General features: G+C 40.6%; 21 protein-coding genes and 2 pseudogenes. 8 read left to right on the top strand and 15 right to left on the bottom strand.

All coding sequences use genetic code 11. The annotated features are described in order from the left end of the window. Positions 1–142 precede the first annotated feature (142 nt). From QMF79_RS00580 to QMF79_RS00640, 13 genes and pseudogenes are all read right to left on the bottom strand, one after another. Complete coding sequence (locus QMF79_RS00580; protein ID WP_111279437.1) at positions 143–670, bottom strand: hypothetical protein; 528 nt, start codon at positions 668–670, stop codon at positions 143–145. Between the two features lie 96 nt (positions 671–766). Further along, positions 767–925, bottom strand: a pseudogene (locus QMF79_RS00585) (GNAT family N-acetyltransferase); the annotation flags it as partial. 16 nt (positions 926–941) lie between these two features. Continuing rightward, the gene (locus QMF79_RS00590; RefSeq protein ID WP_197547291.1) at positions 942–1,274 is read right to left on the bottom strand and encodes a n-acetylglutamate synthase; all 333 of its coding nucleotides are present in this window, start codon (positions 1,272–1,274) and stop codon (positions 942–944) included. A 31-nt stretch (positions 1,275–1,305) separates the two neighbouring features. After that, on the bottom strand, positions 1,306–1,722 hold the full coding sequence (locus QMF79_RS00595; protein ID WP_065420070.1) for a hypothetical protein: 417 nt from the start codon (positions 1,720–1,722) through the stop codon (positions 1,306–1,308). Between the two features lie 26 nt (positions 1,723–1,748). Next, complete coding sequence (locus tag QMF79_RS00600) at positions 1,749–2,141, bottom strand: GNAT family N-acetyltransferase (protein ID WP_049369900.1); 393 nt, start codon at positions 2,139–2,141, stop codon at positions 1,749–1,751. A gap of 33 nt (positions 2,142–2,174) precedes the next feature. Beyond that, positions 2,175–2,873, bottom strand: a complete 699-nt coding sequence (gene pgl, locus QMF79_RS00605; protein ID WP_281772346.1) for a 6-phosphogluconolactonase — start codon at positions 2,871–2,873, stop codon at positions 2,175–2,177. 52 nt (positions 2,874–2,925) lie between these two features. Continuing rightward, entirely contained in the window at positions 2,926–4,410 is a 1,485-nt protein-coding gene (gene zwf / locus QMF79_RS00610; RefSeq protein ID WP_281772347.1) for a glucose-6-phosphate dehydrogenase, read from the bottom strand. Between the two features lie 68 nt (positions 4,411–4,478). After that, positions 4,479–5,309 carry a 3'(2'),5'-bisphosphate nucleotidase CysQ gene (cysQ, locus tag QMF79_RS00615; protein WP_281772348.1) on the bottom strand — a complete coding sequence of 277 codons (831 nt, stop codon included), beginning with the start codon at positions 5,307–5,309 and terminating at the stop codon, positions 4,479–4,481. 18 nt (positions 5,310–5,327) lie between these two features. Further along, positions 5,328–5,879 (bottom strand): ADP compounds hydrolase NudE, encoded by a 552-nt coding sequence (gene nudE, locus QMF79_RS00620; protein WP_281772349.1) that lies wholly within the window; start codon positions 5,877–5,879, stop codon positions 5,328–5,330. A 137-nt stretch (positions 5,880–6,016) separates the two neighbouring features. Then, positions 6,017–7,486, bottom strand: a complete 1,470-nt coding sequence (locus QMF79_RS00625; protein WP_281772350.1) for a surface lipoprotein assembly modifier — start codon at positions 7,484–7,486, stop codon at positions 6,017–6,019. Between the two features lie 33 nt (positions 7,487–7,519). Further along, positions 7,520–8,116 (bottom strand): sugar O-acetyltransferase, encoded by a 597-nt coding sequence (locus QMF79_RS00630; protein ID WP_281772351.1) that lies wholly within the window; start codon positions 8,114–8,116, stop codon positions 7,520–7,522. A 52-nt stretch (positions 8,117–8,168) separates the two neighbouring features. Next, entirely contained in the window at positions 8,169–8,807 is a 639-nt protein-coding gene (gene dsbA, locus QMF79_RS00635; protein WP_281772352.1) for a thiol:disulfide interchange protein DsbA, read from the bottom strand. Positions 8,808–8,847: 40 nt separating this feature from the next. Then, positions 8,848–9,117 carry a YihD family protein gene (locus QMF79_RS00640; protein ID WP_281772353.1) on the bottom strand — a complete coding sequence of 90 codons (270 nt, stop codon included), beginning with the start codon at positions 9,115–9,117 and terminating at the stop codon, positions 8,848–8,850. Positions 9,118–9,201: 84 nt separating this feature from the next. On the opposite strand from QMF79_RS00640, the gene mobA reads away from it, so the two are divergent. Next, on the top strand, positions 9,202–10,302 hold the full coding sequence (gene mobA / locus QMF79_RS00645) for a molybdenum cofactor guanylyltransferase MobA (protein WP_281772354.1): 1,101 nt from the start codon (positions 9,202–9,204) through the stop codon (positions 10,300–10,302). 36 nt (positions 10,303–10,338) lie between these two features. Here mobA and trpS read toward each other — a convergent pair whose 3' ends face one another. Beyond that, on the bottom strand, positions 10,339–11,367 hold the full coding sequence (gene trpS / locus QMF79_RS00650; RefSeq protein ID WP_281772355.1) for a tryptophan--tRNA ligase: 1,029 nt from the start codon (positions 11,365–11,367) through the stop codon (positions 10,339–10,341). A 181-nt stretch (positions 11,368–11,548) separates the two neighbouring features. Here trpS and menD point away from each other — a divergent pair, with 181 nt between their 5' ends. Both menD and menH read left to right on the top strand, forming a co-directional pair. Then, positions 11,549–13,255 (top strand): 2-succinyl-5-enolpyruvyl-6-hydroxy-3-cyclohexene-1-carboxylic-acid synthase, encoded by a 1,707-nt coding sequence (menD, locus tag QMF79_RS00655; protein ID WP_281772356.1) that lies wholly within the window; start codon positions 11,549–11,551, stop codon positions 13,253–13,255. Further along, the gene (gene menH, locus QMF79_RS00660; RefSeq protein ID WP_281772357.1) at positions 13,255–14,043 is read left to right on the top strand and encodes a 2-succinyl-6-hydroxy-2,4-cyclohexadiene-1-carboxylate synthase; all 789 of its coding nucleotides are present in this window, start codon (positions 13,255–13,257) and stop codon (positions 14,041–14,043) included. Before menD ends, menH begins: the two co-directional genes overlap by 1 nt. Before the next feature lie 43 nt (positions 14,044–14,086). Here menH and QMF79_RS00665 read toward each other — a convergent pair. Further along, a pseudogene (locus QMF79_RS00665) lies at positions 14,087–14,767 on the bottom strand (ATP-binding protein); the annotation flags it as partial. Between the two features lie 162 nt (positions 14,768–14,929). Between QMF79_RS00665 and QMF79_RS00670 the strand changes: the two are divergent. The 5 genes from QMF79_RS00670 to QMF79_RS00690 are packed head-to-tail and all read left to right on the top strand — an operon-like array spanning position 14,930 to position 20,873. Further along, the gene (locus QMF79_RS00670) at positions 14,930–15,589 is read left to right on the top strand and encodes a TnsA endonuclease N-terminal domain-containing protein (RefSeq protein WP_281772358.1); all 660 of its coding nucleotides are present in this window, start codon (positions 14,930–14,932) and stop codon (positions 15,587–15,589) included. Further along, the gene (locus tag QMF79_RS00675; protein ID WP_281772359.1) at positions 15,582–17,495 is read left to right on the top strand and encodes a Mu transposase C-terminal domain-containing protein; all 1,914 of its coding nucleotides are present in this window, start codon (positions 15,582–15,584) and stop codon (positions 17,493–17,495) included. Before QMF79_RS00670 ends, QMF79_RS00675 begins: the two co-directional genes overlap by 8 nt. Beyond that, on the top strand, positions 17,495–18,388 hold the full coding sequence (locus QMF79_RS00680; protein WP_215771022.1) for a TniB family NTP-binding protein: 894 nt from the start codon (positions 17,495–17,497) through the stop codon (positions 18,386–18,388). The genes QMF79_RS00675 and QMF79_RS00680 overlap by 1 nt, the downstream gene beginning before the upstream one ends. Continuing rightward, positions 18,346–19,464, top strand: coding sequence for a TniQ family protein (locus QMF79_RS00685; protein WP_281772360.1), 1,119 nt, complete (start codon positions 18,346–18,348; stop codon positions 19,462–19,464). The genes QMF79_RS00680 and QMF79_RS00685 overlap by 43 nt, the downstream gene beginning before the upstream one ends. Continuing rightward, positions 19,425–20,873: a hypothetical protein gene (locus tag QMF79_RS00690; RefSeq protein ID WP_281772361.1), complete on the top strand. Its 1,449-nt coding sequence runs from the start codon at positions 19,425–19,427 to the stop codon at positions 20,871–20,873. The genes QMF79_RS00685 and QMF79_RS00690 overlap by 40 nt, the downstream gene beginning before the upstream one ends. The last annotated feature ends 55 nt before the right edge of the window (positions 20,874–20,928 follow it).

Consider the following 20,928-nt stretch of genomic DNA (forward strand, 5'->3'; position numbering starts at 1 on the left):
CTACACGCAAAAAGTGCGGTCGTTTTTTCAATTGTTTTTTGTTTATGCTGGCGCGCGTCTCCCGACGCGTGCCTTACAAATTTAGCAAGTTATCAGCACGCGTCAGGAGACGCGCGCTATCTAAGGTGTGACTCCACTATATTTAAAATAATGTAAACATATAATTTGTATTTTTAATTGGCTGACAAGAAATCTTTGGTGAATAATCCTCTAATTTCTTATCAAATTCTTTCTGATTTATTGGCTCTTGATGCACGCCAAGACACCAAATTGCTCTATCTGTAGGTAAATCACGGACTCTAATTTTAGAATACTTTTCGATGTCTCTAACCATTTGGTTAAGACAACGTGGAGCATAAAAACACTGTTTAATTTCAACAGGAATAAAACTATGAGCTCTTTTTTGTCGAATAATAAAATCTATAGAACACTTTATTGAGGCACCTTTTCTACGATCCATTAAACAAGGCTCTTCCCTATAAACCTCTGCTATATCAAGTTGTTCTGCATTTTTACGAAAAAATAAAAGTAATTCAACCTGAAGCCAAATCTCCCAACCATATACATTATGTTCATCAATTTCATTTAATCTACTGATAATATGTTTTTGTTTGAAAAACTCAGTAAATATTCTTCCTAAAAACTCATAGTCTTTATTAATTGTAGTCATTGCTTTCTCCCTATGATGGTGCACGCTATGAAGTCTGCGCTATCAGTCATCCTTCTTCTTGCTACACAAAAGTACGGTCACTTTTCCAAGCGTTTTTTAACTCTTCGTCCACGCACTCATGTGTTGTGTAAATCCAATATGCGGATAATAATCCACCGCTTGCGGAGCCGATAAAAGCACGATTTTGGCTTGTGGATGTAAGGTTTGTGTAGTGTGTTCAATCAACTGCAAGATGATACCTTGCTTCTGATATTCTATAGCAAAACTTCTTTTAAATTTCTCTAATTAAAGAGCTGCCTTGCTCTAACGTGTCTAGCCACTGCCATTTTTCATGACCGATGAGTTTACTTTCTTCTAAAGAAAATGTTGTACAGCAACGCCCCAAACGATTTTCTAGAGATTGATTTAAATGTTGATACGTAAATTCAATTTGAGTATCGTCAATCCATTTTCCAATTAAAAAGCCTTTTAAAATTTCACCGCCACCATATTCTGCCCAAATCATTTTACCTTGTTGATGGTAATGAAATTCTGTTTGGCTACTGACCTCACCATTTGCGGTATTTTCAACAGCAACAAATTTTTTATTATCTAAATTCAACATTAAGTCACTCCGCATCTGATGTATCTATCTCTTATTTTTGCATAATGTAATGCATTTCGACATTTTTCGCTTTTGCGGCTTTTTCTAGATCTGCTTTATCACTTTGACTATCTCCAACAAGGTATAAAGATACATCCTTGCCGACCTTTTCTGCATTATTTAGTCCATACATAGCAACTGCTTTATTCACAGATTGACTGTTCCCTGCAATTCCAATGTGTAAATTATCTGTAGCTAAAAGAGATACGAGTCGTTTTCCTGAAGTACCACCTGCGGTTCTAATCGTTGCTACAAGCATTCCATTTGAAACTGGGTTTCCTGCTTCTGGAACTTGAAGCATTACTGAGCGATTATCTTTTGGCATTTGTGTCGCTAACTGATCTAAAGATGGACCAGATGAACAAGCAAATAACAACGTTGAAGTAAGTAGTACAAACAGTTTTTTCATTTTTGTCTCCATATCATTCTAATAAATTAACTCTTCGTCCATGCACTCATATGTTGAGTAAATCCAATATGCGGATAATAATCTACTGCTTGTGGAGCAGATAAAAGCACAATTTTGGCTTGTGTATGTAAGGCTTGTTTAGTGTGTTCAATTAACTGCAAGCCGATACCTTGTTTTTGATATTGCTCATCAACCGCTAAATCAGATAAATAACAGCAGTAGGCAAAATCCGTCACGGAACGCGCCACACCCACTAATCGTTCACCATCCCAAGCGGTGACTAATAAATCCGCATGATGCAACATTGCCGCGACGCGTTTTTCATCCTCTAACGGACGGCGTGCCCCGAGCGTTGTTTTATTTAACAATTCAATAAATTGTTTAACTGAAATTGGTTCATTCACTTTGTAGTCTATCATTTTGCAAGCCTGTGATATTTGATACTCAACTTGTTATAGCAATTTAGCTGCCGTTTTATCCAAGTACCATTCCGTCACCCCATTTTTTGCTTTAATTTTTGCGGCGGGATAAGGTAGATTTTCAGCAAGAGTGGTTTGGATTTCTTTTAAAATATCCGCTTTGCTTTCGCCCGTTACTAAGTAGGTAATGCGTTTGGCTTGTTCAATGAGTTTTGCTGTTTTAGAAATGCGAATTTGCCCTGTTTCAGGGTGTTTGGCAATCACCGCAACATTGGGATTATCAAAGTTGGTTTGATGTGGGAAAAGCGATGCGGTGTGTCCGTCGTTTCCCATTCCAAGAATAATCCAATCGAAGGCTAAATCTGGCACGCAAGCGGTCAATTCTTGTGAAAATCTTACCAATTCTTGTTCGACATTTTCTTCACCACGAATGCGGTGAATATTCTCAGCAGGAATTTGGATGTGATCGAAGAGCAGTTTTTGTACTTCGCCATAATTGCTTTCAGGATCTTGTGGTGGAACCATACGATCGTCCCCCCACCAGAAATGGAGATTTTGCCATTGAATCTCATTGGCAAACGGAGCTTGAGCTAAGGTTTTAAATAATAATTTTGGAGTTGAACCGCCAGAAAGAGAGATATGCATAGGGCGATTTTGTTCGCTATACACTTTCAATTCCTGAGCGATTTTTTCGACCGCTTGTTGAGCGGTAGGAAAGATAACTTTTTTCATTTTAGGTTCTCTATCATATCCTCTCTCCCATAAGGGGCGAGGGGAAAATTCATTACACTTTCTTCTTCATTACTCCAGAAGGCTTACGCCACACTCTGCCGTGTTTGGCGATCAGTTTATCTGCTTCTTTTGGCCCCCAAGTGCCTGCTTCATATTCATACACTCGACCATTTTGGGCTTTATAATCCAGAATAGGCTGCACAAATTTCCAACAAGCGTGCACCGCATCAGTGCGGGCAAATAGGGTGGCATCGCCTTTCATTGCGTCTAACAATAAACGTTCGTAGGCAGTGAGAAGACTTGGAGAAGCTAAATCAGCATAACGGAAGTCCATTGACACTTCTTTTGCTTCAAAGCCTGCACCTGGTTTTTTCAAACCGAAACGCATTGAGATACCTTCGTCAGGTTGCACGCGAATAATCAATTTATTTTCTGGTGCATTTTGGCTAAATACTGGATGCGGTGTAGTTTTGAAATGGATAACCACTTCCGTTACGCGAGTTGGTAATCGTTTGCCTGTGCGAACATAAAAAGGTACACCCGCCCAGCGCCAGTTATCGATTTCACATTTTAATGCCATAAAGGTTTCTGTATTGGAATCTTCTGGTACGCCTTTCTCTTCTAAATAACCTTTCGCCATTTCACCATCGATTTCTGCGGCGGTGTATTGCCCGAGTACGAGGTTATTTTTCAAATCTTCGTTAGAAAGCGGGTGTAAGCAGTAAAGCACTTTTGCCACTTCATCACGCATTGCATCCGCGTTGATAATTGCTGGTGGCTCCATTGCAACCATGGCAAGCACTTGTAATAAGTGGTTTTGGAACATATCACGCATCGCACCTGAGCCATCGTAATAGCCGCCACGTTCTTCCACACCAATTGATTCTGCCCCTGTGATTTCCACATAATCAATGTAATTGCGGTTCCAAAGTGGTTCAAATAAACCGTTTGAGAAGCGTAACACAAGCAAGTTTTGCACAGTTTCTTTGCCTAAATAGTGGTCGATACGGTAGATTTGATGCTCTTCAAAGAAGCGGTGAATTTGAACGTCCAACGCTTTTGCGGTTTGAATATCATAGCCGAATGGTTTTTCCACAATAATGCGTTTCCAGCCGAACTCTTCGGTGGTTAAGCCGTGTGCTGCCAAGCATTCTGGGATAACGCCATATAAACTTGGTGGGGTTGAAAGGTAGTAAAGCGTGTTGCCTGCACTGCCATATTTGTCATGTAAATCGTCAAGACGAGGCAAGAGTTTCACATAATCTAATGCATCGGAAGTATTTACTGCTTGATAGTAAAGGTGATGGCAAAATTCATCTAAAGTTTCACCGCTTGCGTTCTCAAATTTAATTAACGCATCACGCATTTTGTCGCGGAATTGTTCGTTGCTGAGTTCAGTACGTGCCACGCCAAGCACAGAAAAACGCTCACTGAGTCTGCCCACTTTGTGTAAGTTATAAAGAGCAGGGATCAATTTTCTGAAAGTTAAATCGCCAGAAGCCCCAAAAATCACAATACAACAATTTTCTACGTTCATTTTTATTCCTAATAAGGTTTTTATAAATTTTAACGATAATGCAACATTTTTGCTAATTTTGCTAATTGCTAAGACTTATTAAACTGAAAGATATTTTGCCACTCACGTTGCTTATCTCGCACCATAATAAAATAAGGGTTGATTAGTGTCTTTCGCTCGTTATAAGTGAGCAGATTAAAGTCTAAATCGAAAATTTCGCCGCCCACTTCGCTGAGTAAAATTTCTGATGCTGCGGTATCCCACTCGCCCGTATCGCCAAAACGGATATAACAATCAGTAATTCCCTCTGCCACTAAACCTGATTTTAAACTGCTTGAGCCATATTCCATAAAAGTGGCTTGATAAGGCGGCTTAAGATTGTCTTCGATATGATCGGGATGAACAAAACCAATCGCAATATGCAGATTGTGATCGCGGTGGTCAGCTTGTTTCAAGCCGTGAAGCGGTCTAATTTCGCCATTTTCTTGCAAATGGCTACCAAAATGCTGCATTGCGAAATAGGTTTTTTCAATAATAGGGGCGTGAATTACGCCAAGCACTGGACGATTTTTCTGCCCTTGTTTTTGAATGAGGGCTATTATCACCGCAAATTGATCAGTACGATTGATAAATTGTTGCGTGCCATCCAGTGGATCGATAATCCAATATTCGTCCCATTTTTGACGCTCTTCAAAGGCAATATCGCAATTTTCTTCTGAAAGTACGGGCACATCTGGCGTAAGCTGTTTTAACTGTTCCGTGATAAATTGGCTCAAAAAAAGATCCGCCTCGGTGACAGGCGTTTTGTCCAATTTAATATGCACCTCCACCGATTTCGCATAAAAATCTTTGAGATGTTCGCCTGCATCTTGGGCGATTTTTACGATTTTATCCAGCAAGGATTGATTAAGTGTTTGCATAGTTCCGTCCTTTTTTCTCTATTTTTCCGTATTCTTATTTAAATATGCTTTTAATAAAAAGAGGGCGGATAAATTTCTGGCTTCGGCAAAATCAGGGGAGGCAAGTAATTCATCGATTTTTGCCAACGGATAGTGAACCAGCTCAAGCGGTTCAGGTTCATCGCCCTCAAGTTTGGATGGATAAAGATCTTCTGCCACAAAAACGTGCATTAAGCCAAACATATGACTCGGGCCGCTGTATAAACTCCGTAACGGCTCTATTTTACGTGCACCAAAACCAATCTCTTCTTGTAACTCACGATTAGCACTTTCAATCGGTTCTTCACCCGCATCTATAATTCCTTTCGGAAAGGTAAGTTCATAACGCTCAGAACCCACTGCATATTCCCGTACAAAAATTAAATTACCCTCGTGAATTGGCAAAACCATCACTGAAGAACGGCGTTGTGGCGTAAGGCGTTCATAGGTGCGTTCCTCACCATTAGAAAAACGTAAATCAACCGATTGCACTTCGAAAATTGCGGTTTTTGCAATGACAGAAACAGATTTAATTTCGGGTAGTGTTTTCATTTTATTTTTATCTTTACGTTAATCCTATGTAGAGAGCTATCCCCACCCTGAATTTTCCAAGATTTATCAGGCGGAGATAAGCTGCCCTCCAACACTAAGAGAAATGTTATTTACAACAAGATTAAGCATATCACAGTTTAAAATGTTTTACTCATCTCAAAATAAACCCGATTTTTATCGTAGCTATAAAATGGGTGGTTACTGCTTACTTTCTGATATTGCCACGTCACTTTTGGTGTCACGCCAAAGAAATGCAAGTCACGATGCCAGAGCGTTAAAGCAGAAGAATATTCATCATTTTTTTGTATTTTGCCGATTAAATCTGGAGCAGGATGTGCCTGATAAGTTCGCTTCGCATAAGAAAGTGAGATACGGCTAGAAATTCCCCATCCCCACTCTTGCCCCCAGCCTAAACGTGTACTGGTGCGTTGGTAAGCGTTATCTTTATCGCGCGTATTTTCACGATTGTAATCCAAACCTGCAAACCAATATTGCCCGCTTTTTGGCACATATAAGAGTGTGTTTGACCACAAATAGTTGTTGCCGTTTAGGTGCTTACGCCAGTCGTAGCGTTGTTCACCATATTCCAATACATTTGAAAGTTGCCATTTTTCATTCAGCCAGTAACTGCTTTCAAGCTGCACACCTGAGTTTTTTGAATATTGTTTAAGCGATTTACTGCCCGATGAACCACCCGCATACCAACGTTTCTCGGTAAATGGGGTAAGAGCAATTTCAAAACGTGCGGTTTGATAGCCTAAGCCAACACCTGTCCGCACATTAAGCTCGTTATATTTTTTGTTATCCCAATAATATTTCCCCGAAGCATCCAACGCTATTTTGGTGAAAAATTGATTTGGCAACGACCATTTTTTCTCCGTATTAAAGTAGTAAGAAAAGCCCTGTGCACTCTCTTTTTTCCATGCTTCCCAACCGCCTACTCTCGTGCCCGCTTTAGGTGCATTGTTGATATTCGTCTCGTTAAGGAAGCTCATTCCACCGCTAAATTTCCACTGATCACGTTTATTTAAAGCAGTCAAATATTGGTCGATAATAGAGACTGAATCAGGCGATAAATTTTCCGCACGCAATTTCTGGAATTGGTCTTTTGCTGCCTCATTATTGTTATTTAAAAAGAGGGCTTGAGCGAGCTGATAACGCAAAGCAGGAATATCTGATTTTTGTGCAAAGAGCGAGCGGTAGCGTTCTACCGCAAGGCTAAAATTGCCTTGTGCTTTAGCAGAAATCGCTTCTGCCCACTCACGCAAGAAAGGATCTTTCTTTGGCAAGTTTTGGTACATCGGTAATAATAATTCGACCGCTTGTTCGTTGTTTTGCAACACTGCTGGAATTAAGCCTCGCACGATTAAATCAGGGTGCTGAGCTAATTCTTCTTTTGTCATCAACACCGTGTCTGATGTTTCTGTTTGTTCTGTAGCTAGCTGAGTTTTGGGTTTTGGTTGAACCACTTGAAAACGTTCGGTTAAATCATTTCTTGGCTGAGCGATTTTGGGGGCATTTTCCTTTGGCTGGCTCACGTCTGCTTGCGCGAAAGCGGTTAAATTAATACCAAAAGTTGCAATTAAAAAAGCGGGAGAAAACTTCATCTCTGATTCCTTAAATATGCCTATTTCTTGAGATTATTCCTTGAAATAAGTGGCTAAATACGTTTGCTTATCTTGCTCGGTGATTTCACGCACCACATGGCACGGATTGCCTAATGCAAGGCTGTTGGTGGGCAAATCTTTGGTGACAACAGAACCTGCTCCAACGACCACATTATCGCCGATGGTTACACCTGGCAATACTACCACATTTCCGCCTAACCACACATTATTGCTAATATGAATCGGTTTCGCTTGTTCCCATTCTGCGTTACGAAGCTCCGCATCAAGCGGATGTCCTACGGTATAAAGGCTTACATTTGGAGCGAACAGCACATTATTACCGATAAAAATCCCACCGCTATCGAGCATCGTGCAATGAAAATTGGCAAAGAAATTTTTACCTACGTAGATATTTTTGCCGTAATCCACATAAAACGGGGCGATTAGTTTAGTTGTTGAGTCCGCTTGCCCGAAAAGCTTTTGAAGTAAGGCATTTTTTGCTTGGCTTTCACTTGGGCGAAGCTGTTGATAGTCAAATAGAATTTCTTTTGCGGCAAGTCGCATTGTTCTTAATTCATCGGAATAAGGCTGATGGGCCAAGCCTGCTAGCATTTTTTCGTATTCTGTCATTGCATCCTACATACAAAAAAGGGGCAAAAGCCCCTGTAAAATCATTGAAAAGTTATTTTTTAATTAAAAACGTTACCGCATCTACATAGCGTTTGATGAAATCGTTAGTTGAGGTGGAATCTGAGAAACCACTTAAATTGATTTCATACTGCTCGTTTACGAAGAAAGCTGGCACACCACGAACTTTGAACTCTTCCGCAGCCTGAACTTGTTTGTTTACCAAACCATTGACCGCAAAGCTGTTAATGCCGTTGTCGAAATCTTCCGCACTTACGCCATTTGCCACGAATACCGCCTTGATGTCGTCCATTGATTTAAACGCATCTTTTTGTGCTCCTTCAAACAACGCTGTTTTTACTTTATCTTCCACGCCTTGAGCCATTGCAAACGCCCACGCACGAGTTAAGTTTTCAGATTGTCGACCTAAGAAATTCACATGATATTGCACCAATTTTGTGCCTTCAGGCAAGTTTGCTTTAATTTGTGAAGGGATTTTGTAGTTCAATTCAAAATCATAGCAATGCGGGCAGTAGAAAGAGAAAAATTCCAGCACCTCTTTTTGAGCTGATGGTGCTTGGCGAACGATATTGTACTCTTTACCTTCCACAGGATTTGACGCCAAAGCGGTCGAATTTACTGCGAAAAAAGCAGAAAGTGCAACGAATGTAGTCTTTAATAACATTTTTTTCATTTTAATTTCCTTTAAAAAATATGGTTTCTATTAGAACACATTAGTCTTTCAAAATTCCACGTGCACGTAAAAGTGCAGTTTTAAAATCATCTTCGTAATCTTTTTTTAAACCTGGGATTGGCTCGTGTTTGTCGGCATTACGCATTTTTAACTGATAAATCAACACCTCATCACGTAATGCAGGGTAGTTATCAGGTTCGCCCACCTCTACCGAGAGTTGCTGCAAAATATCCAGCAAATGTAAATCAGGGTTTTTACGCCAATGATAGCCCAATAGCTCTAATAATTCTTCTAAACGTTTGCATTTCATTGGAAAATCCTTAAAAAATCTTGTTGAAAATTGGCTCGGATCATATACTTTTAGCACTCTTTTTGCAAAGAAAAGCCCTTATTTATGACAGAAAAAACTTCACCTCAAATTCACGCTGTAATTCTCGCAGGCGGTTTGGCTCGCCGAATGAATAGCATAGAAAAAGGCTTGCAAAAGCTACAAAATCTTCCACTTATTGCACATATTTTGCAACGTCTTAGCCCACAATTATCAGCAGTAAATGGAAAAGTTTATTTAAATATCAACCGCTCACAGGCGGAATATCAGCAGTTTTTCCCTCACTTGCCTTTTTACCAAGACGAAATGCCCAATTTCCAAGGGGCACTGAGTGGAATGCTTACAGGCTTTCATCAGATTGAAAGCGATTATCTGCTATTCGTGCCTTGTGATTCTCCATTTTTGCCTGAAAATCTGCTTAAAAAACTGCTTACAGCGTTGCAAATTAACCAAGCCGAGATTGCCTACGCCCACGATGGCGAGCGGGCGCACCCCACTTTTGCGTTAATCCATCGTAATGTCGCCAAAGCGCTAAATGATTATCTACAAACGGGCGAACGCCGCTTATATCAATTCTTCCGACAACAAAAAAGCGTTGCGGTCGATTTTTCCGAGCAAAAAAACGCATTTCGAAATTTCAATACATTAGCCGAATTAGCTACGGCTGAAATGCCTCGCACAAAACCCGCCGTGCTTGCCATCACAGGCTACAGCGGCACGGGCAAAACCATGCTGTTGGAAAAACTAATTCCAAAATTGACCGCTTGCAATCTCAAAGTCGGTTTAATCAAGCATTCGCATCACAATATTGATGTCGATAAACCGGGCAAAGATAGTCATCGCTTGCGTTTAGCAGGAGCGAATCCCACCGCGATTGCCTGTGATGAACGCTGGGCATTGATGACCGAAACGCCCGATCAAGCGGTCGATTTTCATCAAATTCTTGCCAATTTCAAAGATGTTGATTTGGTGTTGGTCGAAGGCTTCAAACACGAAGCCTTGCCGAAAATCCAGCTTCATCGAAAAGATCTGGATAAACCGTTACCCGAACTGGATGAATGGACCATTGCCACCGCCACCGATTACCCGATTGAGCGGGAAAATCGATTGAATATCAATGATGTGGATGAAATGGCGGAGTTTGTGAAGGCGTGGTTAAAAAGATAAAAAATGCCCCATACTATTGAGCGTGGGGCATTAAAATTACTGAACAAAACCCACTAATTTATACACTTCATCAAGTGTTTTCTTCGCATGGGCACGAGCTTTTTCTGCCCCTTCACGATAGATTTTTTCAAGTAATGCTTCATCTTGACGGAAAAGGTTATAGCGTTCTTGCAAACCTTTAAGCAATTCGGACACTTGCGTTGCAACTTCTGTTTTTAAGTGTCCGTACATTTTGCCTTCAAATTCTGCTTCTAATTCGGCAATTGTTTTGCCTGTTACTGCAGACAAAATATCCAATAAGTTAGATACACCCGCTTTATTTTTCTGATCGTATTTTACCACAGGTGGTTCATCACCATCGGTCATTGCACGTTTGATTTTTTTCTCCACCGATTTCGGATCTTCTAAAAGTGTAATCACGTTGTTGCGGTTGTCATCTGATTTTGACATTTTTTTAGTTGGCTCTAATAGAGACATTACACGTGCACCCGCTTTCGGAATAAACACTTCAGGCACAGCAAATACAGGTTCAATCACGTTGCCTTCTGCATCTTTTTTGCCATATAACGCATTGAAGCGGTTGGCAATATCGCGCGTAATTTCAAGGTGCTGTTTTTGGTCATCGCCTACTGGCACGTGGTTAGCTTGGTAAAGCAGAATATCCGCCGCCATTAACACGGGGTAGGTAAATAAACCTACGTTCACATTTTCTTCATAGCGGGCTGATTTATCTTTGAATTGGGTCATTCGGCTCATTTCACCAAAATAAGTGTAACAGTTTAATACCCACGCCAGTTGCGTATGCTCTGGAACGTGCGATTGAATGAAAATAGTGCTTTTGTTTGGGTCAATCCCGCTTGCTAAATAAAGGGCAAGTACATCTAAAGAGGCTTTACGTAAGGCTTCTGGATCTTGACGCACGGTGATTGCGTGTAAATCCACGATACAGAAAAAGCATTCGTGATCATCTTGCATTTTCACGAAATTGCGTAATGCGCCGAGGTAGTTACCGATGGTTAATTCGCCCGATGGCTGAATCCCACTAAATACAATAGGTTTGCTCATTTTTTATTCTCTTTAATATGAAGTTAAAAACGCTGTTATCTTAACTTTTCCCGCCATTTTTGTAAAACGCCAATCGAATTTTACCGCTTGTAGCGAAAATAAAGAATTTACCCCCAAAGTCGTTGATTTTTTGTTACAATTGTCCCCATTTATGGCCATAAATTTGAAATAGAGAAAAAGAATGAACACCAGCACGTTTAACCGTTCTTGGGCAAAAGTGATTTTAAATGCCGTGAACCGCTACGGCGTGAAACATTTTTGTATCGCTCCAGGTTCACGTTCCACCCCGCTTACATTGGAAGCATTGCAACTACAACAAGAAAAACTCGCACAATGCCACAGCCATTTTGACGAGCGCGGTTTGGGCTTTTTTGCGTTAGGCATTACCAAAGCAACCAAAGAACCTGTCGCCGTGATCGTGACCTCTGGCACAGCGATCGCAAACCTTTATCCTGCGATTATTGAAGCAAGCTTAACCCATCAAAAATTGATCGTGATTACCGCAGATCGCCCAACCGAATTTATCGGCTGTGGCGTAAACCAAGCGATTGAACAGCAAGGTATTTTTGCAAATTATCCGATTGCAAGCATCAATTTGCCAAAGGCAACTGAAAGTTATTCCGCCACTTGGCTGGTTTCAACGGTGGAAAACGCCTGCGTTAAACAGCAGCAAGAAGGTGGCGTTATTCATATCAATGCCCCATTTGCAGAGCCGTTGTATGAAGCAGATGAAACAGCGATCGCGAACAATGCGTGGCTTAATCCAATTCAAAGCTGGTTGAATAATCCACAAGTAAAATGGCTCGATCATCAACAGATCCAAGCGGAAGTATCAATGCACGCTAACTGGGATTACTGGCGAACCAAACGTGGAGTAATCGTGGTCGGGCAATTGCCTGTTGAGCAAGGCATCGGGATTAAAACTTGGGCGGAAACGCTCGGTTGGTGCTTGATTACCGATATTCAATCTTGCGTGGATGCTAGCCTACCTTACGCAGATATTTGGCTTTCCAACAAAACTGTGCACGAACTTTTATTGCAAGCGGACATTGTGATCCAGTTCGGTTCTCGTGTGATCAGTAAACGCGTGAATCAATTCCTTGAAGCCTTCAAAGGCGAGTTCTGGCAAGTGGATGAATATCAAAACAACATTAATCCATTCTCGCATCACCAAACACGTTTTGTCGCGAAAGCTCATCATTTCTTGCGTGTGCATCCGCCACTTCGTCAAAAACCGTGGCGATTAGAACCGCTGGCGTTGTCGCAATTTTGTACCGATTTCATTGAAAAACAGATCGGTGGCGGTTTAAACGAAGCTTCATTCGCCCATAATTTGCAAGATGTGCTTGTGCCAAAAGGTAATCTCTTCTTAGGCAACAGCTTGTTTGTACGTTTAGTTGATGCCCTCTGCAAATTACCTGAAGGCTACCCCGTTTACACCAACCGTGGAGCGAGTGGCATTGATGGCTTAATTGCTACTTTTGCGGGGATCGCCAAAGCAAGCGAACAAACAACCGTAGGCGTGATTGGTGATATTTCTGCCTTACACGATTTAAACTCGATTGCCTTACTTTCACAAATTAACCAACCGACCTTATTGTTTGTTATCAATAACAGTGGTGGAGCAATTTTCGATATGTTACCTGTAGATAGCAAAGCGAAACCGCAATTCTACCGCTTGTCGCACAACCTCGAATTTGGACAAATCGCCACGATGTTCGGTATTGAGTATATCCGCCCGTTCACTTGGGCAGACTTGAAAGCGAAGCTTAAATTAGCCTATAACCGCCGTGGTGTGACTTTAGTTGAAATCAAAGTGAATGACCAAGATGGAAGCAATTTGTACAAATCGCTCATCAAACAAATTTCACAAGCGGAAATTGCCTAATGTTAGCAAGCACTTGGCATTCAAACAGAAACGACGGGCAAGCAGTGCCCGTTGTTTTTTTACATGGCTTACTCGGTTCGCAAAGGGATTGGCAAGGTGTGCTTACTCTTTTGCAAAATTTCCCACAATTTCGACCACTTACTATTGATCTCCCTTTTCACGGTAAGAGTGAAAATATCGCCTGCCAAGATTTTGTCGATCTTAGAGCTCAACTCCACCAAACTTTGATGACATTATTAGGCAATACCCCCTTCTTTCTTGTCGGCTATTCACTGGGCGGACGCGTTGCCTTGGATTACACCTTTCACGTCAAAAATCCACATTTACTCGGCACGATTTTAGAAGGTACAAACATCGGCTTAAAAACCGAAGCGGAATGCAAAGCCCGCTGGCAAAACGATCAACATTGGGCAAATCGTTTCCGCACAGAGCTGATCACGCAAGTATTAAACGATTGGTATCAACAGCCTGTTTTCGCTCATCTGGACGCTTGCAAGCGGTCAATTTTAATTGAGCAACGCCAGCATAATTCAGGCAAGAACATTGCTCAAATGCTAGAAAGTACAAGTCTTGCCAAGCAGCAAGATTATTCAGATTTACTCAAAACGAGTGAAAAAAATATTACATTCTTTATTGGTGAAAAAGATCAAAAATTCCGTCAAATTGCGATAGAAAACCAGCTATCGTATATATTGATTGCTAATGCTGGGCATAATAGCCATGATGAAAATTCATTAGGGTTTGTTAAGGAATTAGTTGAACAATTTAAATATGTAAATAATCCTTAAAATTCTATAAAGTAATACGGCGTTTATACGTTATAAAACTTCTCTACGAAACCTCTCCATGCAACCGTTGCAACAACCTATCCATTGCTCGGTAACCCAGAGCTTCCGCTAAATGTACTTGTTTAATTTGTTCTTCGCTAGCTAAATCAGCAATAGTTCGGGAAACTTTTAAAATACGGTGGTAAGCCCTCACCGATAAGCCTAGCTTTGTTAAAGCACTTTCTAAAAACAACGCATCTTGTCGCGATAATGCACAATCTCGTTCGATCTCACGAGTATTGAGCTGAGAATTGATTTTCCCTGCACGCTTAAACTGAATTTCCCTTGCCTTTAACACACGTTCTCGCACTTGTGCCGTTGCCTCCCCTCGATTCTCATTGCCACTTTGCAACGCCCCTTGCGGTAAAAGAGGGACTTCAATTGAGAGGTCGAAGCGGTCTAAAAATGGGCCTGATAAACGATTCAAATAACGGATAACCTGCTGTGGTGAAGTACGGTTATGCGTACCTTGATAATGTCCTGTTGGGCTTGGATTCATCGCAGCAATTAGCTGAAAACGAGCGGGAAATTGCACCTTGGCATTAGCACGCGAAATAATAATTTCGCCTGATTCCAACGGCTGGCGTAGTGCATCTAACACTTTACGCTCAAACTCTGGAAGCTCATCCAAGAATAAAACGCCATTATGGGCGAGCGATATTTCGCCAGGTTTTGGGATCGTTCCCCTGTAAAACGTACAAATAAGTGGCATAATAGGCAAAACTTAGAACGGTAAAATAAGGTGTTAGCCTATTTTTTTACTATTTAAAAATACTATTTAAAGGCAAAAACCATGCAAATAGCTTTCAATTTATTCTAAAACATACCAATAGCAGTCAAATTATTTATGAAAACAGAACAAACTTTTAAACAAGTTCGTAAGATCAAACCCACACGCTTTAGCGTATCAGGATTTCTTCCTTTCAGAGAGGGAATAAGCATACCTTACGAATCTACTCTTGAACGAGATTTTTTGCTTTATTTCACTTACCTACCATCGGTAGAGGAAATTATTGCACAACCTGCACGCATACTGTTTGTAAAAAACGGTATGACTTATCCTTACACACCCGATTACCTGATTCGTTTCAAAGACGGACGACGCTCACTTTTAGTCGAAGTCAAACCGAAATCACAATGGCAAGCACATTGGAAAGAGTGGAAAGAAAAATGGAAAGCGGCAATAACATTCGCCAAACAAAATGATTGTGTCTTTCATATCTACGATGAAGATAAAATTTACCATAATGCTTTTCTCAACATTCATTTCCTACAACGCTACAAACGGCTGCAATGTGACCCCGAAGATATTCAAGCGGTACTTTCTCAAGTGGAGTTAATGGGGATAACGAACATTGATTACCTACTGGCGCGTTTCTTTGGCGACTCGCTTTATCGCGGACAAGGACTTCGTATCATCTATCATTTATTGGTGAATAAACAATTAACCTGCAACTGGTTTGAGCCAATCACCGAATTTACCGAAGTATGGGGGTTTTATGACTAATTCAGCTAACTTCATTCACCCACGCCATCACGCAAAATTAACGCGTGGACGCATTATTTTAAAGAAAGGTAGTGTCTATATAAACCGTGAGGACGGCGAGCAATGCGAGCTGGTGGAATATCTTAATGAAAATGCACAGGTCCTGATCCGAAACCTTCATACACGCCAATGCAAAATTACCAGCATTTATCAGCTTGAAAACGTGAAAATCAACGAGCGTGAAGATTTATCGGTCGATTTAAGCGAAATCAGTGATGAATACTGGGAAAAAGCACTTGAACGCTATGAAATGATTAAGCCGTTATTGGAAAGAAAGCAACCAATTAAGGATCGTGCAGCGGAATTAGGCGTAAGCGAACGCAGTTTATATCGTTGGTTAAACGCGTATAACTCACTAGGCTCTATCGCAGGATTAGTCGAACGTAAACGCGGTTGGGCGAAAGGTAATTCACGCTTAACTAAAGAGCAAGATGAGTTGGTAACGAACGTGATTAACGAGTTTTACTTACATAAACAGCGTCCGACAGTCGAGCAAACCATTCGTGAAGTGCAACGTGTGGCAAGTCAAAAAGGTATTAAAAGCCCTTGCCACCGTACAATTACTTTGCGTATTTCAAGTATTTCAGAAGAAGAAAAATTGCGTAAACGCGGGCAAAAGGAAAAAGCGAAGAATAAATTTACACCGAAGCCAAATAGTTTCCCGAATGCGGATCACCCTTTAAGGGTTATTCAAATTGACCATACACCTGTCGATCTGATTATTGTTGATAACCAATATCGCAAACCGATTGGCAGACCTTATTTAACATTGGCAATGGACGTGTATAGCCGAATGATTACAGGGTACTATCTCTCGCTTGATGCACCATCAGTAACATCGGTTGCAATGTGTATCGCTCGTAGTATTTTGCCGAAAGAACGTTTGCTCCTCGACCATAATGTAAAAGGTGAATGGTCGGTATTTGGTTATCCCAATAAGATCCACGTTGATAATGGTGCAGATTTCCGTTCATTGGATTTATCGAAGTCTTGTCAAATGCACGGTATTACACTTGAATTCCGCCCTGTTGGTCGCCCTGAATTTGGTGGACACATTGAGCGTGTAATCGGTACTTTTATGAAAGAAGTTCACGGTTTAAGTGGAACAACGTTCTCTAATATAAAAGAGAAAGATACTTATCAATCAGAAGCCGAAGCGGTGATGACTTTAGATGAATTTGAAAAGTGGTTAATCAATTACATCGTCAATGTGTATCACAAACGCACTCATTCTGCGTTAGGTATGTCGCCAGTTCAAAAATGGCGATTAGGCATTTTTGGTGATAACAACAATGCTGGTAGTGGTTATCATCAAATGCCAGCTGATGAACAAACGTTACTACTTGATTTCTTGCCAAGTGAGAAACGAACTATTCAGCATAATGGTGTAACCATTGATGGCTTACGTTACTATGATACTGCGTTGAATATGTATATCAACGATTCAGATGAAAAAGGCAAAAGTAAGGAATTTTTATTCCGTCGTGACCCACGAAATATCGGAAAAATTTGGTTCTACGATCCGAAATTGAAGCGTTATTTTCCTATTCCATTTGCAGACCAATCTTTACCTGATATGAGTATTTGGGAATATAAGCAAGTTCGCCAGTTTTTGAAAGATAAAGATGAAAAACTTATTCACTCACAGCAAATTCACGATGCTTTAACTGAAATGCGTGATTTGGTTGAACAATCGGCACAACGTACGAAAAAAGCACGGCGACAAGCTCAACGGCAGAAAGTCCATGCGAAAAGTAAAGTGGTTATTCCAACAGCATTACCCGAAAGCAAACCAAAAGAGCAAATTAAACAACCTACTTCTAACTTGCTTTTAGATGATGATTTCACGTTTGGAGAGATTGAATAATGGAAAAGCAATATGAGCATATTCACGAAAAATTTCGTCATTTAGTAACGGCAAGTAATCAAGAGCGAATTGAATTTTTAGATGAACCACGTTGGGTAGGTTATGCCGTTGCGAATAAGATTATTGATAATTTGGTTTCTTTGATGCATAAACCCAAACGCCCTCGTATGTTAAATTTATTAGTCGTTGGGGATTCGAATAATGGAAAAACCACGTTAATACGCCATTTTTATAATTTACATGGAACACCTTTTGTCGATTCAAAGGCTGATGGTAATTGTCCTATTATCTTAGCGGAAGCCCCACCTAGTGCGAATGAAAAGGAGCTTTATATTTCATTATTGGAGCGTTTTTACATTCCCTATCGGGCAACGGATAGTATCGCTAAATTGCGTTATCAAACAATTCATTTATTCCGCGAGTTCAAAGTAAAAATGCTGATTATTGACGAGTTCCATTCCTTATTGGTTGGTACACCACGACAGCAACGGCAGGTAATGAATGCGATTAAGATGTTGTGTAACGAGTTGCAAATCCCGATTGTGGGTGTAGGTACGCGTGATGCCATTCGGGTACTACATACCGACCCTCAACACGCGAGCCGTTTTGATGTTGCCGAGTTACCAACATGGAAGCTGGATAAGGAATTTCAAAAACTATTATTCCAGTTTCAAGGTATTTTGCCTTTGAAGAAGTGTTCTAACCTTCAATCGCCTGAATTAGCAACCCGAATCCATACGATTTCAGGTGGTAATTTAGGGAATGTACATCGCTTATTAACCGCTTGTGCTGTTGAAGCCATCAACACAGGTACAGAGCAAATCACTTTAGATATTATTGAGCATAACGCATGGGTACAACCAACACAGGGCTTCCGAAAAATTATCGGGTAAAATCAGGTGTTATCCGAACATCACTTTACCCAAACGAAAGTATTAGTTCATGGCTTATTCGTGCAGCATTAGATTGTGGCACGGAGCCTATCATTTTTACTGGCTTTTATTGGGATAAGTGGCGTTTATGGACGCTTGATTTAGACAGAGGATTCGAGCCGATAGCACCGCAGATTTATGCAGATATAACGGAATTATCCTTGAATAGACAGATTGATTTAACTTGTCATTCGCTTTATTCAGTCTTAAAACCGATTAATGGTGAACAGACGTTGTTAAAAGGTCAAGCCAAATGGGTACTTCCGCGAAGTTCTCGAAATCGCTCATATCGTAGCGGTCAACCGTATTGTGCTTATTGTTTAGAAGAAACCCCTTATTTGCGTAATGAATGGCGTTTAGCGTGGCATTTTGGCTGTTTGAAACATCGCGCATTGCTTGAAACAAAATGCCCTCATTGTGGCGAACCTTATCAACCGCATTTGCTTTCAGCGGATAAACGACAGCTTAACCATTGCCATCACTGCGGTAAGCGTTTATCCGTAGCAGGTGAAAAACTTACCAAAGTGGAAAAAGAAGCCTTGATGTTACTTGATGAAGTATTTAAAACTGATTCAGGATATTATTTTCAGCAACAAGTAAACGCCCAAGCTTACTTTGCGATATTACGCTACTTTATCAATCTTATTCGTCGTGCTGCTATGGTAAAAACCTCTCACGCAATAGCAAGATTTGTTGAGCAACTCGGTATTTCTCAAACGGCATTATGCCAAACGAAAACCGCACTTGCTTTTGAAGTGCTTCCAGTTGAAGAACGCAAGCATTTAATCGTTAATGCGGTTAAAATACTTCAAATGCCACGTGAAACGCTTATTCAGGCAATAAAACAAAGTGGTATCACACAAAAAGCCTTTGCTTTTGAAACATACCCAATCGAGCTTGAAACATTCTTTAAACACGCTTTAAAAGGCAAAACAGTAACACGCAAAGCCTCTCTGCGTAGTTCAAAAAATAGTTCTGTTTTAAGTCTAAACCGTCAATGGGAACGACTAAAACGACAGTTACAAATCGCAGTATGAACATTACTCACATTCGCTCTCAAAATAGCTGCTCTATTTGTGGCAAAAGTCCAGTAAAACGCAAATTCCAAGAGGAATACTATTGCGCGAATTGCTACGCCCAATGGTTTAAAAAGAAAGTATGCAAAGGGTGCGGACAACTTAAACGTATTCACCGCAGCAGCGAACTTTGCCTTGAGTGCGAAAGAACGACGGATTGCGTGCGTTGTGGCAAGACGGCAGGTACTTTTGAAGTCGGTATGATAAGCCCTTACGGAGCAGTATGTAATGCGTGCGTTCGCTACTTCCGTGAAGAAAAAGAATGTTCAGAATGTGGTAAAATGACACGCGATAGATACCGTTCACCTGTTACAAATGAATCGGTATGTTTGTCTTGCTACCGTAAATATACCTTTGGCACTTGCAAGAACTGTCGTCGTTATCGCAAAATTCACAATGAAGAAAAGCGGTTATGCAAGAAATGTAATGAAAAACTTCTCTCTACTTGCCCGAAATGCAAAGGCGAAATGCCATCAGGTTACGGCAAGGTTTGCTCTGATTGTGCAAGACGAACCCTATTATTCAATATGATTCGCTTAAATGTGCATATTTTTCGCAATAAGGCAGTAAAAACCGCCTACAAGAAATTCATTTTTTGGTATATGCGAAAATGCGGTATCAGCGTTGCTTTGCATAAAGGCTCGGATTTTATGCGTTTCTTCATTGATTGCGATGATATTTGGCAGAAAATCCCTGATTATGCAGAGTTAGTTACGCACTTTAAACCAAACGGCTTGCGTGCAAATTTAACGGTATTGCGTTGGTTGCTTGATACTCGCCAAATCGTTATAGATGAAGCCTTAAAAGACGATTTAGCTGAACTAGAACGCATACAAGCCCTCTTTAACAAACTTAAAGAGTCCGTGCCTTGTATTGCAAGCTATTATCAGAAATTGCAACGGCGATGTGATGAGGGGAAAACTTCACTTAAATCAGTGCGATTAGCCTTACAACCTGCGATAGACTTAATTAGCGCTAACAATATCACGGACTATCCAACACAAGAGCAACTAAACCAGTATCTTGTGGAAAAGTCAGGGCAAACGGCGGCAATAACAGGTTTTATCAACCACTTGAAATTGGAATATCACCGAGAGCTTGAAATTGACCGTAAACTGATTCAGCAAATTAAGACTAAACAACTTAAAAAGCATTGTTCTCAACGGCTAGTCGAACTCTACAAAAAGTCCAAACTTACCGACAACGAACAAATGGAGTTAGTTTATGTAGTGTTATACAGTTTACACAGTATAGAGGTGAAAAAACCAAAGCGAGACAGTATTTTACTGGTTAATGGTGTAGCTTACTACCGTAGCGAAGATAAGAATTACTTCTTACCCCAAGACATCTATCAGAGCATAAAACTGTAGTTTTCGTAAGAAAAAATTTTATTTTTGCGATCTCGCTCGAAAAATTGAAACGGAT

Origin of the sequence: Pseudohaemophilus parahaemolyticus, from assembly GCF_938021905.1 — a bacterium.
GTDB classification, from domain to species: domain Bacteria; phylum Pseudomonadota; class Gammaproteobacteria; order Enterobacterales; family Pasteurellaceae; genus Haemophilus_A; species Haemophilus_A parahaemolyticus_B.

Excerpts from the sequence above, each read along its gene's own strand:
- QMF79_RS00690 (WP_281772361.1), top strand. The coding sequence starts at position 19,425 with ATGGGAACGACTAAAACGACAGTTACAAATCGCAGTATGAACATTACT.
- QMF79_RS00600 (WP_049369900.1), bottom strand. The coding sequence starts at position 2,141 with ATGATAGACTACAAAGTGAATGAACCAATTTCAGTTAAACAATTTATT.
- QMF79_RS00625 (WP_281772350.1), bottom strand. The coding sequence starts at position 7,486 with ATGAAGTTTTCTCCCGCTTTTTTAATTGCAACTTTTGGTATTAATTTA.
- QMF79_RS00685 (WP_281772360.1), top strand. The coding sequence starts at position 18,346 with ATGGGTACAACCAACACAGGGCTTCCGAAAAATTATCGGGTAAAATCA.
- QMF79_RS00630 (WP_281772351.1), bottom strand. The coding sequence starts at position 8,116 with ATGACAGAATACGAAAAAATGCTAGCAGGCTTGGCCCATCAGCCTTAT.
- cysQ (WP_281772348.1), bottom strand. The coding sequence starts at position 5,309 with ATGCAAACACTTAATCAATCCTTGCTGGATAAAATCGTAAAAATCGCC.
- dsbA (WP_281772352.1), bottom strand. The coding sequence starts at position 8,807 with ATGAAAAAAATGTTATTAAAGACTACATTCGTTGCACTTTCTGCTTTT.
- QMF79_RS00580 (WP_111279437.1), bottom strand. The coding sequence starts at position 670 with ATGACTACAATTAATAAAGACTATGAGTTTTTAGGAAGAATATTTACT.
- pgl (WP_281772346.1), bottom strand. The coding sequence starts at position 2,873 with ATGAAAAAAGTTATCTTTCCTACCGCTCAACAAGCGGTCGAAAAAATC.
- zwf (WP_281772347.1), bottom strand. The coding sequence starts at position 4,410 with ATGAACGTAGAAAATTGTTGTATTGTGATTTTTGGGGCTTCTGGCGAT.
- nudE (WP_281772349.1), bottom strand. The coding sequence starts at position 5,879 with ATGAAAACACTACCCGAAATTAAATCTGTTTCTGTCATTGCAAAAACC.
- QMF79_RS00640 (WP_281772353.1), bottom strand. The coding sequence starts at position 9,117 with ATGAAATGCAAACGTTTAGAAGAATTATTAGAGCTATTGGGCTATCAT.
- QMF79_RS00590 (WP_197547291.1), bottom strand. The coding sequence starts at position 1,274 with ATGTTGAATTTAGATAATAAAAAATTTGTTGCTGTTGAAAATACCGCA.
- QMF79_RS00670 (WP_281772358.1), top strand. The coding sequence starts at position 14,930 with ATGAAAACAGAACAAACTTTTAAACAAGTTCGTAAGATCAAACCCACA.
- QMF79_RS00595 (WP_065420070.1), bottom strand. The coding sequence starts at position 1,722 with ATGAAAAAACTGTTTGTACTACTTACTTCAACGTTGTTATTTGCTTGT.
- QMF79_RS00675 (WP_281772359.1), top strand. The coding sequence starts at position 15,582 with ATGACTAATTCAGCTAACTTCATTCACCCACGCCATCACGCAAAATTA.
- menD (WP_281772356.1), top strand. The coding sequence starts at position 11,549 with ATGAACACCAGCACGTTTAACCGTTCTTGGGCAAAAGTGATTTTAAAT.
- QMF79_RS00680 (WP_215771022.1), top strand. The coding sequence starts at position 17,495 with ATGGAAAAGCAATATGAGCATATTCACGAAAAATTTCGTCATTTAGTA.
- trpS (WP_281772355.1), bottom strand. The coding sequence starts at position 11,367 with ATGAGCAAACCTATTGTATTTAGTGGGATTCAGCCATCGGGCGAATTA.
- mobA (WP_281772354.1), top strand. The coding sequence starts at position 9,202 with ATGACAGAAAAAACTTCACCTCAAATTCACGCTGTAATTCTCGCAGGC.
- menH (WP_281772357.1), top strand. The coding sequence starts at position 13,255 with ATGTTAGCAAGCACTTGGCATTCAAACAGAAACGACGGGCAAGCAGTG.